Source organism: Streptomyces sp. NBC_01481 (assembly GCF_026339995.1).
Taxonomy (GTDB): domain Bacteria; phylum Actinomycetota; class Actinomycetes; order Streptomycetales; family Streptomycetaceae; genus Streptomyces.
The window spans coordinates 503,691-519,090 of the sequence record NZ_JAPEPT010000005.1 but is presented as its reverse complement, the minus strand read 5'-3'; the positions used below and the strand labels follow the sequence as shown (position 1 = coordinate 519,090).

Here is a 15,400-nt window from a genome sequence, read left to right as displayed (position 1 = left end):
GGGACGGCGTCATCCCTTCACTGCGCCGGCCGTCAGACCCGCGGCCATTTTGCGCTGGACGAGGAGGAAGAGGATCACGATGGGGATGGCCATCATCGTGGCGCCCGCCATCATCGGGGCGTACTCGGTGCCGTTCTTGGTGGTGAAGTTGCCCAGCCACACGGTGGCGGTCTGGTTCTGCTGGCTCATCAGCATCAGTGCGTACAGGTACTCGTTCCACGCCTGGATGAAGCCGTACACCGAGGTGGCCACCATGCCCGGGGCGAGCAGCGGGAAGACCACGCGGACGAAGGCGCCGGTGCGGGTGCAGCCGTCGACCATCGCCGCCTCCTCGAGCTCCTTGGGGATGTTGACGATGAATCCGCGCAGCGTCCACACGGTGAAGGGCAGGATGAAGGTCAGGTACGTGATGATCAGGCCCGTGAGCCTGTCGTACTGACCGAGGTCGTTCAGCAGCAGGAAGACCGGGATGATCATGGCGACCAGCGGGATCATCTGAACCGCGAGGATGCCGACGATCACGATCTTGCGGCCGCGGAAGGCGAAGCGGGATATCGCGAGCGCGGCGAGCATGCCGACCGCGATGCCGATGACGACCACGACGAGCGAGACGGTCAGGCTGCGTCCGACCGGTCCCCAGAAGTCGGCGATGTCCAGGGCGCGACGGAAGTTGTCCGTCGTGAAGACGTTGGGGAAGAAGTGCGGATCGGGGTCGATCGCGTCCTTGGCGGGCTTGAACGCCGTGTTCAGCATCCAGTAGACCGGAAAGCCCGCGGTGACGAAGACGAGGAGGCCGAGCAGATTCCAGCCGAGCCGGCTCTTCCTGGGACGGCGGGTGGCGGCAGGGGCCGCGGCGGTCGAAGTCACTCCACCTCTCCGATCTTGAGCATCTGGCGCATGTAGACCGCGACCACACCGAGCAGCAGGATCACCGTGACGAGCGCGATCGCCGAGCCGGTTCCGTAGTCGTTGACGACGAACGCCTTGTCGTACGAGTACGTGGTGAGCAGCTGGAACTCCGCCTCGGGATGGCCGTTGCGCATCACGAAGACCTGCGGGAACACGCCCATGTCCCAGATCACCGAGAGCGTCGTCAGCATCACGATGATGGGCTTGAGGATCGGCAGGGTGACGAAGCGGAAGACGCCCCAGGCACCCGCGCCGTCGAGCCGGGCGGCCTCTTCGAGCTCCTTGGGCACCTGCGTGAGGCCGGCGCTGAGCGTGATCACGACGAAGGGCACGGCGCCCCAGACCACCAGCAGGATGATCACGGCGAGGCCCTGGGGGCCGCTGGCGAACCAGTTGTGGCCGATCATGTCGACCCCAGGCAGCCGGGAGAGCAGCCAGTTGAGGACGCCGTAGTCGGCGTCGAAAAGCCATTTGAAGATCGCGGTGGCGACGATGATGGGCATGCCCCAGCTCGCCACCAGCGCGATGTTGATCAGGGTCTTCACCCAGCCGGAGACACGCTGCAGCAGCAGGGCGACCAGCATGCCGATGACCATGGTCAGGACCACGGCGCTGAAGGCGAAGACGGCGGTCCGTACGACGACCGTCCAGAACTCGCTGTCCCCGAGGATCTTGGTGAAGTTGCCGAAGCCGACCGACTCCGGGTCCTTGAAGCCCCACAGCTGGGGCTGGCCGAACTTCTGGAAGGAGAGGGTGACCAGCCGTACCAGCGGATAGCCGAGGACGAGCAGCAGGATGAGCAGGCAGGGCGCGAGCAGCAGCCAGGGCACTCCCGTCCCGCCTCTGGTCCGCTTTCTGCCGGGCTTCGCGGGGGTGGCTGCGCCGGTCCCCGGTGGTGGCGACGGCCGCGTCGGCGGCGCCGTGGCGGTGGTTGTCTCTGCGGCACTCATCCCGTGCTCCTCAGCAGTCCCTCTCCCGGTACGAAAGGCAGGGCCCCGTCGCGGTGACGGGGCCCTGCCCACAGGTCACTTGGTGTTGATGACCTTGTCGATCGCGGCGTCCGCGGCCTTCGCGGCGTCAGCGACAGACTTCTTGCCGGTGCCGATCTCCTGCAGCATGGTCTTGAGGGTCTGGGCCTTCTCGACCTGACCCCAGCCCGGTGCCATGGGGACGAACCAGTTGGACTCGGCGGCGGTGGCCGGGACCACCGTCTTCGGGTCGTTCTTCAGGGTCGCGAGGTCCGTCTTGTTGTTGGGCAGGTTGCCCTTGGCGAGCAGACCCTTCTGGCCCTGGGCGCCGGTGAAGGCGTTGATCCACTCGGCCGCGACGTCCTGCGCCTTGGACTTGACCGGGACGGCCAGGTCGGAGCCGCCGAGGAAGACCGGGAGGGCCTTGCCGTTCGGGCCGGGCATCACGAAGTTCTCGATCTTGTCGGCGAGCTTGCCAACCTTGTCGTTCTCCGGGGCGGCGGCGGTGCCACCCTCCCAGGCCGCGCTGAAGATGGTCGCGGACTTGCCCTGGCCGAAGACGACCGGACGGTCGGCCTCGTCCTTCGTCTTGTCGCCGTGCATGTACTTGTCGAGGATCGACTTGTACTCATTGAGGCCCTTGAGGGACTCGGGCGAGGAGAGGTTGGCCTTCCACTTGTCGCCGTCCTTCTTGGCGATGGAGCCACCGGCGTCGTACACGAAGGACATCGCGGCGTACCAGTCGGGCGACGGCTGGTACCAGGCGCTGAACTTGTCGCCCTTCTTCTCCTGGATCTTGTCCAGGGCGGCGGTGAGCTCCGCGTACGTCTTGGGGGCGGCCTTCACGCCGGCCTCGGCGGCGATGTCCTTGCGCCAGGTGCCGACTCGGCCACCGGCGTAGTACGGCACGCCGTAGGTCTTGCCCTCGTACGTGACGGACTCCTTCAGGCCGTCCAGCCACGCGTCCGACTGCTCGAACTTCTTCGGGTCGACCTCGGCGAAGGCGCCCTTGGTCATGTAGCCGAGCATCTCGGTGTTGCCCATCTCGACCACGTCCGGAGCCTTGTCCGTGGCGAGTACGGCGTCGAGCTTGGCGTTCTTGTCCGGCCAGCCGTAGTACTCGTGCTTGATCTTGATGCCCGGGTGCTTCTTGACGACCGCCGCGTCGGCGGCCTTCACCAGATCGGGCCAGTTGTTCTGCGCGTCGACCGTGAGCCAGACGGTCAGTTCCTTGGCGTCGCCGCCGCCGGCCTTGTCCCCGCCCTTGTCCGAATCGCCACAGGCCGCCAGACCGATCATCATGCCCGCGACGCCTACCGCCGCGATGAGCTTGCGCTTCACGTCACCCTCCTCAGGGATGCCTGCAACCCCCCGCCCACCGCGAAGACATACGACGAGTACTGCTCGTGGGGCTGGGACCTGGTCTTTAATGGTTTAGACCAGTACCCGGAGCTTGGCCTAGACCTTTAGGGGTGTCAAGGGTGTATAAGAAGGGCTGTCGCGTCCGTTATCGGACCGACACCTGAGGGCAGGCGAGGACCCGTGACCGTGCCCGTGCCACCATGTGAGCCGCAACAGACGGAGGAGCCGGTGACGGCAGCAGCACAGGAGTCGGGAAGGCGGGCCATGGCCACGGACGGGGGCGGCACCGAAGCCGAGGGCGGGGCAGTGGCCCGTACCGCGCGCGTGCCCAAGTACTACCGGCTCAAGCGCCACTTGCTCGACATGACCGAAACGCTTCCGCCCGGCACGCCCGTGCCGCCGGAGCGCACACTCGCGGCCGAGTTCGACACCTCGCGCACCACGGTGCGCCAGGCGCTTCAGGAACTGGTCGTCGAGGGCCGACTGGAGCGCATCCAGGGCAAGGGCACCTTCGTGGCCAAGCCCAAGGTCTCGCAGGCCCTCCAGCTCACCTCGTACACCGAGGACATGCGGGCCCAGGGCCTCGAGCCCACCTCGCAGCTGCTGGACATCGGCTATGTCACGGCCGACGACACGCTGGCCGGACTGCTGGACATCTCGACCGGCGGGCGGGTGCTGAGGATCGAGCGGCTGAGGCTCGCGAGCGGCGAGCCGATGGCGATCGAGACGACGCACCTTTCGGCCAAGCGCTTCCCGGCACTGCGCCGCAGCCTGGTGAAGTACACCTCGCTCTACACGGCGCTGGCGGAGGTGTACGACGTCCGTCTGGCCGAGGCCGAGGAGACGATCGAGACCTCGCTCGCCACGCCGCGCGAGGCGGGGCTTCTCGGCACGGACGTGGGCCTGCCGATGCTGATGCTCTCGCGCCACTCGCTGGACGCGCAGGGCGAGCCGGTGGAGTGGGTGCGCTCGGTGTACCGGGGGGACCGGTACAAGTTCGTGGCGAGGCTCCAGCGGCCACAGGACTGACACTCGGCCAGCCGGGTTTGCCGGGGGTCCGGGGGTTGTCCCCCGGGAGACTGCAGCGTGGCGAGGCTCCAGCGGCCACTGGACTGACACTCGGCCAGCCGGGTTTGCCGGGGGTCCGGGGGTTGTCCCCCGGGAGACTGCAGCGTGGCGAGGCTCCAGCGGCCACAGGACTGACACGGCGGCCACCCGGGTTTGCCGGGTGCGCTCGGATCGGACGGACCGTCAGCAGGCCGGACCTCACCACGGGGTTCGGCCTGCTGACGAGACGTTGGCGCCAAGTCGTTGCCGTACCGATATGCGGACGGGGGGTGACGCTGGTCAGAACCCTCCCCTAGATTTCCTGCGCATTACAACTGGTGATACGTGAGGGGACGGAACCGCCGTATGTCAGATGTGACGGAAGTGACGGACGAGAAACAACCAGTGATCACGCCGGTGCGCGTGATCGTCGCCCTCTGCCTCTTCGCGCCGTTCGTCGCGATGCTCTGGGTCGGCTCGTACGCGAAGACCGAGCCGACGTTCATCGGCATCCCGTTCTTCTACTGGTACCAGATGCTCTGGGTGCTCATCTCCACCGCGCTCACCGTGGTCGCCTACAAGCTGTGGCAGCGCGACCAGCGCGCCCGCAAGGGGGGTGCGTCGAAGTGAACGACGGCGTGAACGGCGTCGCACTCGGCGTCTTCATCTTCTTCTTCCTGGCCGTCACGGTCATGGGCTTCCTGGCCTCGCGCTGGCGCAGGGCCGAGAGCGACAGCCTCGACGAATGGGGCCTGGGCGGCCGGTCGTTCGGCACCTGGGTCACCTGGTTCCTGCTCGGCGGCGACCTCTACACGGCGTACACATTCGTCGCCGTCCCCGCGGCGATCTACGCGGCCGGCGCGGCGGGCTTCTTCGCCGTCCCGTACACGATTCTGGTCTACCCGCTGATCTTCACCTTCCTGCCCCGGCTGTGGTCGGTCTCGCACAAGCACGGATACGTCACCACCTCGGACTTCGTCCGCGGACGCTGGGGCTCGAAGGGCCTGTCGCTGGCGGTCGCCGTCACCGGCATCCTGGCGACGATGCCGTACATCGCGCTCCAGCTGGTCGGCATCCAGGCCGTACTGGACGTGATGGGCGTCGGCGGCGGCGAGACGACGAACTGGTTCGTCAAGGACCTGCCGCTGCTGATCGCCTTCGGTGTGCTCGCGGCATACACGTACTCCTCCGGGCTGCGGGCCCCCGCGCTGATCGCCTTCGTCAAGGACACGCTGATCTACATCGTCATCGCGGTGGCGATCATCTACATCCCGATCAAGCTCGGCGGCTTCGACGAGATCTTCGCCAAGGCGGGCGACGCGCTGGCGCAGATCAACCCGGCGACGGACAAGCCACGGGGCGCGCTGGCACCGGCGGAGGCGGGCCAGTGGGGTTACGCCACGCTGGCACTCGGGTCCGCCCTGGCGCTGTTCATGTATCCGCACTCGATCACGGCGACGCTCTCCTCGCGCAGCCGTGACGTGATCCGGCGCAACACCACGATTCTGCCGCTGTATTCACTGATGCTGGGTCTGCTGGCGCTGCTCGGCTTCATGGCGATCGCGGCGGGCGTGAAGGTGAAGAACGGTCAGCTGGCCATCCCGCAGCTGTTCGAGAATATGTTCCCCGACTGGTTCGCCGGTGTCGCCTTCGCGGCGATCGGCATCGGGGCGCTGGTGCCGGCGGCGATCATGTCGATCGCGGCGGCGAATCTGTTCACGCGGAACATCTACAAGGACTTCATCAAGCCGGACGCGACCCCCGCGCAGGAGACCCAGGTCTCCAAGCTGGTGTCCCTCCTGGTGAAGGTCGGCGCGCTGGCCTTCGTCCTGACGATGGACAAGACGGTGGCCATCAACTTCCAGCTTCTGGGCGGCATCTGGATCCTCCAGACCTTCCCCTCGCTGGTCGGTGGCCTGTTCACCCGCTGGTTCCACCGCTGGGCACTGCTGGCGGGCTGGGCGGCCGGCATGATCTACGGCACGGCGGCGGCGTACGGAGTGGCCAGCCCGACGCAGAAGCACTTCGGAGGCTCGTCGGCGGAGATTCCCGGCTTCGGCGAGATCGGGTACATCGGTCTGACGGCGTTCGTGCTGAATGTGGTGGTGACGGTGGTGCTGACGTTCGTACTGCGGGCGTTGAAGGCGCCGGAGGGCGTCGACGAGACGTCGCCGTCGGACTACACGGCGGACGCGGGGGATCCGGACGTGAAGGCGGAACTGCCGTCGGCGACGGCGGGCGCGGGTCACTGACGGTCTGACGTGGCGCGAGGGCCGCCGTGTCCCCTGGCGGGGGGGGCGTGGCGGCCCTTTGGCTGTGCGGGACCGCGCCTCAAACGCCGGCGGGGCTGATTTCCGCCGGTCGGCCCGAACATTCAGGCCGACCGGCGGAACTTCAGCCCGTCCGGCGTTTGAGGACATGCGGCCGAAGGTCGCATACGGGTCCGGGGCGGAGCCCCGTCGGGGTCTGGGGGCTTGCCCCCAGTTCGGGATGGGGGTACCTCCCACGGCCGCCAGGCCGTAGGGGGAGGGCGGGGTGGGGAACAAGCCCGCCGCAGGCGCACCCCGCACCCCGTAGCCGCCCCGACACAACATGTGGTGGGTGCGGCAACTCCCCGCCCCCACATGTATGCTCATGCTCGCTGTCGCCGCAGGGGAATCCGGTGCGAATCCGGAACTGTCCCGCAACGGTGTGATGTGGTGCGCTTTGTTGCACCCCACTAGTCCGAAGACCTGCCGACGGTGCATCCGGCTCGACCGAACCGGGTGCCGACACGTCCGGGCCTCGCGGTTGGGCCGGTGGACGCGGTGAGCCGTCCCCTGACGCGCGCCCGTGACCCCTCCCCCCGCCGGCCCAGAGCCGAGCGAGGGAGAGCACCACGTGACCATCGCGCCAGCCGATCCGGCTTCAGGCATCTCCGAGCAGGTGGCCGACGGCCCCGGGACCGCGCTTCTGCGGACCCTGACGGGTCTCACCGCCGATCTGCCCGACACCGACCCCGGTCGTGTCGCCGCCGCCGCGCTGCGCGGCCGGCACGCCGGTTCGGACGCGGCGGAACTCCGGAGCCTGGCCACCGACGCGGCCGCGGGGCTGATCTCCGAGGACCCTGCCTACTCCCGGCTCGCTGCCCGCCTGCTGACCCGTCATATCGCCGACGAGGCAGCCGGACAGGGCGCGGTCTCCTTCTCCGCCTCGGTCGCGGTCGGCCACCGCGAGGGCCTGATCGCCGACCGCACGGCCGAGTTCGTGGCGCTGCACGCCGCCCGGCTGGACGCGCTGATCGACCGGGACGCGGACGACCGCTTCGGCTATTTCGGTCTGCGCACCCTCTACAGCCGCTATCTGCTGCGGCATCCGATCACCCGTCAGGTGATCGAGACCCCGCAGTACTTCATGCTGCGCGTCGCCTCGGGCCTCGCGGAGGACAACAGCACCCGCGCCCTGGACGAGGTCGCCGCCCTCTACCGGCTGATGAGCAGGCTCGACTACCTCCCCTCCTCGCCCACGCTCTTCAACTCCGGGACCCGTCACCCGCAGATGTCGTCCTGCTATCTGCTGGACTCCCCGCTGGACGAGCTGGACTCGATCTACGACCGCTACCACCAGGTCGCCCGCCTGTCCAAGCACGCGGGCGGCATCGGTCTCTCGTACTCCCGTATCCGCGCCCGCGGTTCGCTGATCCGCGGCACCAACGGGCACTCCAACGGCATCGTGCCGTTCCTGAAGACCCTCGACGCCTCGGTCGCCGCCGTGAACCAGGGCGGCCGGCGCAAGGGCGCGGCCGCGATCTATCTGGAGACCTGGCACGCGGACATCGAGGAGTTCCTGGAGCTGCGCGACAACACCGGTGAGGACGCGCGGCGTACACACAACCTCAACCTCGCGCACTGGATCCCGGACGAGTTCATGCGCCGCGTCGAGGCCGACGCCGACTGGTCGCTGTTCTCGCCCGCCGATGTGCCCGAGCTGGTCGACCTGTGGGGCGAGGAGTTCGACGCCGCGTACCGCAAGGCGGAGGCCGAGGGCCTGGCCCGCAAGGCAATCCCGGCGCGCGAGCTGTACGGCCGGATGATGCGTACGCTCGCCCAGACCGGCAACGGCTGGATGACCTTCAAGGACGCCTCCAACCGCACCGCCAACCAGACCGCCGAGCCCGGCCGGGTCGTGCACAGCTCCAACCTGTGCACCGAGATCCTCGAAGTCACGGACGACGGCGAGACGGCCGTGTGCAACCTCGGCTCGGTCAACCTGGGTTCGTTCGTCGCGGGCGACGGCATCGACTGGGAGCGCCTGGACGAGACCGTCCGTACCGCCGTGACCTTCCTCGACCGGGTCGTCGACATCAACTTCTACCCGACCGAGCAGGCAGGCCGTTCCAACGCCAGGTGGCGTCCGGTCGGCCTGGGCGCGATGGGGCTTCAGGACGTCTTCTTCAAGCTGCGCCTGCCCTTCGACTCCCCCGAGGCGAAGGCGCTCTCCACGAAGATCGCCGAGCGGATCATGCTCGCCGCGTACGAGGCGTCCTGCTCGCTCGCCGAGCGCAACGGCCCACTGCCCGCCTGGTCCGAGACCCGCGCGGCCCGTGGCGTGCTGCACCCCGACCACTACGACGTCGAGCTCAACTGGCCCGAGCGCTGGGACGCCCTGCGCGCACGGGTGGCGAAGAGCGGCATGCGCAATTCGCTCCTCCTCGCGATCGCGCCGACCGCCACCATCGCCTCGATCGCGGGCGTGTACGAGTGCATCGAGCCCCAGGTCTCCAACCTGTTCAAGCGCGAGACGCTCAGCGGTGAGTTCCTCCAGGTCAACGCCTATCTCGTGGAGGAGCTGAAGCAGCTGGGCGTATGGGACGCGCAGACCCGCGAGGCGCTGCGCGAGTCCAGCGGCTCGGTGCAGGGCTTCAACTGGATCCCCGCCGACGTCCGCGCGTTGTACCGCACGGCGTGGGAGATCCCGCAGCGCGGCCTGATCGACATGGCCGCCGCCCGCACTCCGTTCCTGGACCAGTCGCAGTCGCTGAACCTGTTCCTGGAGACGCCGACCATCGGGAAGCTCAGCTCGATGTACGCGTACGCCTGGAAGCAGGGCCTGAAGACGACGTACTACCTGCGCTCACGCCCGGCGACCCGGATCGCCCGCGCCGCCCAGTCGCAGGCGACCATTCCCGTGCAGCAGGCAGCCGCGCCCGACGACGACGCGATCGCCTGCTCCCTCGAAAACCCCGAGTCCTGCGAGGCCTGCCAGTAATGAGTACAACCGAGAACAAGAACCTCCTCGACCCGGGCTTCGAGCTGACCCTGCGTCCGATGCGCTACCCGGACTTCTACGAGCGCTACCGCGACGCGATCAAGAACACCTGGACCGTCGAGGAGGTCGACCTCCACTCCGACGTCGCCGACCTCGCCAAGCTCACGCCGGGCGAACAGCACATGATCGGCCGGCTGGTCGCGTTCTTCGCGACCGGCGACTCGATCGTCTCCAACAACCTGGTGCTGACGCTCTACAAGCACATCAACTCCCCCGAGGCACGGCTCTACTTGAGCCGTCAGCTTTTCGAGGAGGCCGTGCACGTCCAGTTCTATCTGACGCTGCTCGACACCTACCTCCCCGATCCGGATGACCGCGCGGCCGCGTTCGACGCGGTGGAGGAGATCCCGTCCATCCGCGAGAAGGCCCAGTTCTGCTTCAAGTGGATGGACTCGGTCGAGAAGATCGACCGGCTGGAGACGAAGGCCGACCGGCGGCGCTTCCTGCTGAATCTGATCTGCTTCGCGGCCTGCATCGAGGGGCTGTTCTTCTACGGCGCGTTCGCGTACGTCTACTGGTTCCGCTCCCGCGGCCTGCTGCACGGCCTGGCCACCGGCACCAACTGGGTCTTCCGCGACGAGACCATGCACATGAACTTCGCCTTCGAGGTCGTGGACACGGTCCGCAAGGAGGAGCCCGAGCTCTTCGACGACGAACTCCAGCAGCAGGTCACCGACATGCTGAGGGAGGCCGTCGAGGCGGAGCTGCAGTTCGGCCGCGATCTGTGCGGCGACGGTCTGCCCGGCATGAACACCGAGTCGATGCGTGAATACCTGCAGTGCGTCGCCGACCAGCGGCTCACCCGGCTCGGCTTCGCCCCGGTGTACGGCTCGGAGAATCCGTTCTCCTTCATGGAGCTGCAGGGCGTCCAGGAGCTGACGAACTTCTTTGAGCGCCGTCCGTCCGCGTACCAGGTGGCGGTGGAGGGCTCGGTCGGCTTCGACGACGACTTCTAGGCCTCACTCGAGACCTCACAGATCTCTCCCGTCACGGGGGGACGGGAGAACCGGCCGGGCGGATGCAGGGGTGCATCCGCCCGGCCTCGTCGTTGTTCGTACCGACAAAAGTAAAGGCAAGGAGGTTGCCCACTCCTTGCCACTTTCAACATATAGCGCACAGGGGGCCTTGCGGCAAGACCCGGGTCGTGGCGCAGAATCGTCAGCCGAAGCCAGGACCTGCGGAAATCAGGGATTCGCGAAGTACGTGTGCTTTGTCGAATCGAATGGGGGATTTTCATGATTGACGTGATCATTGCCGGCGGTGGACCGACCGGCTTGATGCTGGCCTGCGAGTTGCGGCTGCACGGTGTGCACGCGCTCGTGCTGGAGAAGGAGACGGAGCCGACCAGGTTTGTCCGTGCGCTCGGTCTGCACGCGCGCAGCGTCGAGGTGATGGACCAGCGCGGTCTGCTGGAGCGGTTCCTCGCGGTCGGCCAGCAGTACCCGGTCGGTGGTTTCTACGCCGGTATCCCGAAGCCGTCGCCGGAGCGGCTGGACACCGCACATCCGTACGTCCTCGGCATCCCGCAGACCATCACCGACCGCCTGCTGACCGAGCACGCCACCGAAGTCGGCGTCGATATCCGGCGCGGCTGCGAGCTGGTCGGGCTGAGCCAGGACGACGACGGGGTGACCGCTGAGCTGGCCGACGGCACCCAGCTGCGCTCGCGCTACCTCGTCGGCTGCGACGGCGGCCGCAGTACGGTTCGCAAGCTGCTCGGCGTCGGCTTCCCCGGTGAGCCCACCAGGGTCGAGACGCTGCTGGGCGAGATGGAGGTGGCCGTACCGCCGGAGACGGTGGCCGCCGTGGTGGCCGAAGTCCGCAAGACCCAGCTCCGGTTCGGCGTCGGACCCTTCGGGGGCGGGGTGTACCGCGTCGTCGTACCGGCCGAAGGGCTGGCCGAGGACCGCTCGGTCCCGCCGACCCTCGAGGAGGTGAAGAAGCAGCTGCGGGTGTTCGCGGGTACCGACTTCGGCGTGCACTCGCCGCGCTGGCTCTCCCGCTTCGGCGACGCCACCCGGCAGGCCGAGCGCTACCGGGTCGGCCGGGTGCTGCTGGCGGGCGACGCGGCGCACATCCACCCGCCGGCCGGCGGGCAGGGGCTCAACCTCGGCATCCAGGACGCGTTCAACCTCGGCTGGAAACTGGCCGCCGAGGTGGGCGGCTGGGCGCCGGAGGGGCTGCTGGACAGCTACCAGACCGAACGGCATCCGGTGGCCGCCGACGTGCTGGACAACACCCGCGCGATGATGCTGCTGATGTCCCCGGAGCCGGGTCCCCGGTCAGTGCGCCGGCTGGTGTCGGAACTGATGGACTTCGAGGACGTGAACCGGTACCTGACCGAGAAGATCACCGCGATCGGGGTCCGCTACGACTTCGGTGAGGGCCATGAACTGCTCGGCCGGCGCCTGCGGGACGTGAAGCTGAAGCAGGGTCGCCTCTACGAGCTGATGCACGGCGGCCGCGGGTTGCTGCTCGACCAGACCGGCCGGCTCTCGGTGGAGGGCTGGGCGGACCGGGTCGACCACGTCGTCGACCTCAGCGAGGAACTGGACGTGCCCGCTGTGCTGTTGCGGCCGGACGGCCACGTGGCGTGGGTCGGTGACGATCAGCAGGATCTGCTCGGCCGGCTGCCCAAGTGGTTCGGCGCACCATCGGCTTGACGGCCCACGGACCGCTACTCCGCATTGCAGGGGGCCTTCACCGCTGCCGCGTCCCGGCGGGAGACGGGTGTGGACTTCGGGCTCACGATCGTCCTCGACGGGACCGGCGTGCGCACCGGCGTACGGACCGGAGCACTGGTCGAGGAACGACGCCGGGACTCTCGCAGCTCGGCCTGAAGCAACCTGGCCCGGCGTACGTCCTCCCGGCCCAGTTCCGCCTCGCGCAGCTGGCGGTCGACGATCCGCTCCCTGACGTTTCCCATCAGTGCGGGAAGGAGGACGAGCCCGAGGAGGGCGATGATGAAGAGGTACTCGAGGAATGTGTTCATGCCGTCCACTGTCGTCCTCGTGCGCCAAGAAAGTCAGTGGCAGGACTGTCATGAATCATCGAATTACTGCCACAATGGTCCCATGCTGAAAAACGTGGCCGCCGTCCTCCTGGAGGACGTGCATCCCTTCGAGCTCGGGGTCGTCAGCGAGATCTTCGGCCTCGACCGCAGCGACGACGGACTGCCCGTGTACGACTTCGCGGCGGTCTCCGCCGCGGGCCCCGTCCTGCACACGCATGCCGGATTCACCATCAGCACTCCCTACGGCCTCGAACGGCTGGAGGACGCTGATCTCATCGCCGTGCCCACCGGCGGTTCCTACCCGACCCGCGAGTATCCCCAGGAGTTGCTCGACGCGCTGCGCCGCGCCGTCGACCGCGGTGCGCGCGTGCTGAGCGTGTGCACGGGCGCTTTCGTCCTCGGTGCCGCCGGGCTGCTCGACGGCCGCCGCTGCACCACCCACTGGCGGCACGCCCGTGCCCTGGCCGAGCGCTATCCGCGGGCCCTCGTCGACCCCGATGTGCTGTACGTCGACGAGGGGCCGGTGATCACCTCGGCCGGCACCGCGGCGGCGATCGACGCCTGCCTCCATGTCGTACGCCAGGAGCACGGCCCCGAGACCGCCAACAGCATCGCCCGCCGCATGGTGGTGCCGCCGCACCGCGACGGCGGCCAGGCGCAGTACATCGACCGCCCGCTGCCCCGCACTTCGTGCGACACGGTCGGCGAGGTGCTGGCGTGGATGGAGCGGCATCTGGACGTCGAGCTGACCGTCGAGCAGCTCGCCGCCCGGGCCCATATGTCGCCGCGTACCTTCGCCCGCCGCTTCCAGCAGGAGACGGGCACCACTCCCTACCGCTGGCTGCTGCGCCAACGGGTGCTGCTGTCACAGGAGTTGCTGGAGACGACGGACGAGACGGTGGACGCGATCGCCGGCAGCGCCGGCTTCGGCAATGCGGCCGCCCTGCGCCACCACTTCCTGCGTACGCTCGGCACCACGCCGCACGCCTACCGCCGCACCTTCCGGGGCCCGCTGCACGGCGTCGCGTGACGCACCGCCCCGGCAGGCGCCCCCCGGAAGGGGATCAGTTGTTGGGGACGGTCTCGTAGCGCGGCGTGCCCTCTTCCATCTGGCGCAGCGCGTCCTTGCGGTCCCGCTTGGAGAGCCGGTCGATGTACAGGTAGCCGTACAGATGGTCCGTCTCGTGCTGGAGGCAGCGGGCGAAGTAGCCCGTGCCGCGCACCTTGATCGGGTTGCCTTCGGCGTCCTGGCCGCGCACCACCGCGTAGTCGGGGCGGGCCAGCGAGGCGTAGGCCGTCGGGACGGAGAGGCAGCCCTCGTTGGAATCGTCGAGAACGCGCAGCTCCGGCGGCAGCTCCTCCAGCACCGGGTTGCAGACAACACCGGTGTGACGTGCGCCGTCGTCGTCGGGGCAGTCGTACACGAAGACCTTGAGGTCGACGCCGATCTGGTTGGCGGCAAGGCCCACGCCCTCCGCCGCCTTCTGGCTGGCGAACATGTCGTCGATCAGAGCCGCGAGCTTGTCGTCGAACTCGGTGACGTCCTTGCACTCCTTGTGGAGCACGGGGTTGCCGACGACCGTGATCGGGCGGGCCGTGCCGCGCTCGCGGTACGCCAGCTCGCGCTCCTCGCAGTTCTCCGTGTCGACGACGAAGCCGTCGTTCACCTGCTCGTCCGTCTGCTGCTGCGCCATGGCCGCTTCTGCGCCTTCCTGGGAACCCGAATCGATCCCGTACAGCCTACGGCCCGCGGTCAGCAGACTTCTTCGAGATCCCGCCACTCACGAGTGCCCGGGCTGTCGGCGACCCAGCCGTCCAGCAGGCCCCGGACCAGTCCGGCGGGGGCGGCGATCCCGCACTCGCGCTCCGGCGACCACAGATCGCCCGCGGTGCGGTGGCCCAGCGGTCCCGGGTGGCCCGGCTCGCTGTGGTCGTGCGGGTCCAGGTGCTCGCCCTCGCCCTCGGCGCTGGGCATCCGGCTCTCGGAGCAGGCCCGGCACAGCAGCCGCACGGAGGAGGACCAGTCCTCGGCGGCGAAGCCCGCGTCGGAGGCGAGCTGCTCCAGGGCGTCCCGGTCGGCCTCGGTCGCGGCTTCCAGCAGCACCACCCAGGTGGGGACGGGAGAGGGCGCCCAGAGCTCGATCTCGTCGAACACGGGGTACGAAGGCCCGGCGGTGGTGGTCCGCTCGCCGTGCGGCACGCCGTCGTGCAGGACGACCTCGCCCCAGCGCCGCCCGGAGGACGGCAGCGGGATCGAGAGCACTTCTATCCGTGCCGGATCGAGCCTGCGGCCCCACACCACCTCGGCCTCGCCCTCGGGCGACAGCCGTACGGCGGCGCTGCCGAGCTCCATGCCGACCGGCTCGCCGTTCGCCGCGGCAGCGCCGGGCACCTTGAGTCCGTAGGCCTGCCAGGCGCGGCGGGCCAGCGGCCAGTCCTGCAGGGCGGTGGCGGCGATGCCGACGTTCCACCAGTCGGGGGCGCCGGTCTCCTTGTCCAGCAGCGCGACGGCCCGCAGGCCGGCGGCGCGGGCCTGCTCCCAGTCGTGCCGGAACTTGTGCAGAAGTGCAAGGTTGAACCAGGACTCCGAGAGCCAGGGCTCCAGGTCCGCCGCCCTTGTGAGCAGCGCGCCCGCGTCCTCGTACCGGCCGTCGCCGATCAGCGTGAACGCGCGGTCGGTGGCCTGCCGCCACGAGGCGGAGGGCCGATGCCGTACCTTCCCGAAGATCCTCACGATTCCCGCCTGCCGGTCGCTCGGGTCACTGCCCCCGGACACGTGTTTTGTGCCTTCCTT

At 68.6% G+C, this 15,400-nt stretch carries 13 protein-coding genes and 1 riboswitch; of the genes, 7 read left to right on the top strand and 6 right to left on the bottom strand.

Going from position 1 to position 15,400, the window contains the following annotated elements; all coding sequences use genetic code 11:
• Nucleotides 1–9: 9 nt before the first annotated feature.
• The 3 genes from OOK40_RS28470 to OOK40_RS28460 all read right to left on the bottom strand — a co-directional run bounded on the left by OOK40_RS28470 (nt 10) and on the right by OOK40_RS28460 (nt 3,218).
• Nucleotides 10–867: a carbohydrate ABC transporter permease gene (locus tag OOK40_RS28470; protein ID WP_142213760.1), complete on the bottom strand. Its 858-nt coding sequence runs from the start codon at nt 865–867 to the stop codon at nt 10–12.
• Nucleotides 864–1,859, bottom strand: a complete 996-nt coding sequence (locus OOK40_RS28465; RefSeq protein WP_266487238.1) for a carbohydrate ABC transporter permease — start codon at nt 1,857–1,859, stop codon at nt 864–866. Before OOK40_RS28465 ends, OOK40_RS28470 begins: the two co-directional genes overlap by 4 nt.
• Before the next feature lie 75 nt (nt 1,860–1,934).
• Complete coding sequence (locus tag OOK40_RS28460) at nt 1,935–3,218, bottom strand: extracellular solute-binding protein (RefSeq protein ID WP_266487237.1); 1,284 nt, start codon at nt 3,216–3,218, stop codon at nt 1,935–1,937.
• A 285-nt stretch (nt 3,219–3,503) separates the two neighbouring features.
• On the opposite strand from OOK40_RS28460, the gene OOK40_RS28455 reads away from it, so the two are divergent.
• The 6 genes from OOK40_RS28455 (at nt 3,504) to rox (ending at nt 12,256) form a co-directional block, all read left to right on the top strand.
• Nucleotides 3,504–4,268 (top strand): GntR family transcriptional regulator, encoded by a 765-nt coding sequence (locus OOK40_RS28455; RefSeq protein WP_266487709.1) that lies wholly within the window; start codon nt 3,504–3,506, stop codon nt 4,266–4,268.
• 384 nt (nt 4,269–4,652) lie between these two features.
• Nucleotides 4,653–4,916, top strand: a complete 264-nt coding sequence (locus tag OOK40_RS28450; RefSeq protein WP_266487236.1) for a DUF3311 domain-containing protein — start codon at nt 4,653–4,655, stop codon at nt 4,914–4,916.
• Entirely contained in the window at nt 4,913–6,538 is a 1,626-nt protein-coding gene (gene mctP, locus OOK40_RS28445) for a monocarboxylate uptake permease MctP (protein WP_266487234.1), read from the top strand. Before OOK40_RS28450 ends, mctP begins: the two co-directional genes overlap by 4 nt.
• A 335-nt stretch (nt 6,539–6,873) precedes the next feature.
• Nucleotides 6,874–7,041, top strand: a riboswitch (cobalamin riboswitch).
• Between the two features lie 125 nt (nt 7,042–7,166).
• Nucleotides 7,167–9,533, top strand: coding sequence for a ribonucleoside-diphosphate reductase subunit alpha (locus tag OOK40_RS28440; RefSeq protein ID WP_266487230.1), 2,367 nt, complete (start codon nt 7,167–7,169; stop codon nt 9,531–9,533).
• Nucleotides 9,533–10,549 (top strand): ribonucleotide-diphosphate reductase subunit beta, encoded by a 1,017-nt coding sequence (locus OOK40_RS28435; protein ID WP_266487229.1) that lies wholly within the window; start codon nt 9,533–9,535, stop codon nt 10,547–10,549. The genes OOK40_RS28440 and OOK40_RS28435 overlap by 1 nt, the downstream gene beginning before the upstream one ends.
• Before the next feature lie 279 nt (nt 10,550–10,828).
• Entirely contained in the window at nt 10,829–12,256 is a 1,428-nt protein-coding gene (gene rox / locus OOK40_RS28430; protein WP_266487228.1) for a rifampin monooxygenase, read from the top strand.
• Between the two features lie 14 nt (nt 12,257–12,270).
• On the opposite strand, the gene OOK40_RS28425 is transcribed toward rox, so the two are convergent.
• Entirely contained in the window at nt 12,271–12,585 is a 315-nt protein-coding gene (locus OOK40_RS28425) for a hypothetical protein (protein WP_266487227.1), read from the bottom strand.
• 82 nt (nt 12,586–12,667) lie between these two features.
• Here OOK40_RS28425 and OOK40_RS28420 point away from each other — a divergent pair, with 82 nt between their 5' ends.
• Complete coding sequence (locus OOK40_RS28420) at nt 12,668–13,636, top strand: GlxA family transcriptional regulator (protein ID WP_266487226.1); 969 nt, start codon at nt 12,668–12,670, stop codon at nt 13,634–13,636.
• 34 nt (nt 13,637–13,670) lie between these two features.
• Here OOK40_RS28420 and def read toward each other — a convergent pair whose 3' ends face one another.
• Nucleotides 13,671–14,300 carry a peptide deformylase gene (gene def, locus OOK40_RS28415; RefSeq protein ID WP_266487224.1) on the bottom strand — a complete coding sequence of 210 codons (630 nt, stop codon included), beginning with the start codon at nt 14,298–14,300 and terminating at the stop codon, nt 13,671–13,673.
• A gap of 59 nt (nt 14,301–14,359) precedes the next feature.
• On the bottom strand, nt 14,360–15,340 hold the full coding sequence (locus tag OOK40_RS28410) for a hypothetical protein (protein WP_266487706.1): 981 nt from the start codon (nt 15,338–15,340) through the stop codon (nt 14,360–14,362).
• Between the last annotated feature and the right edge of the window lie 60 nt (nt 15,341–15,400).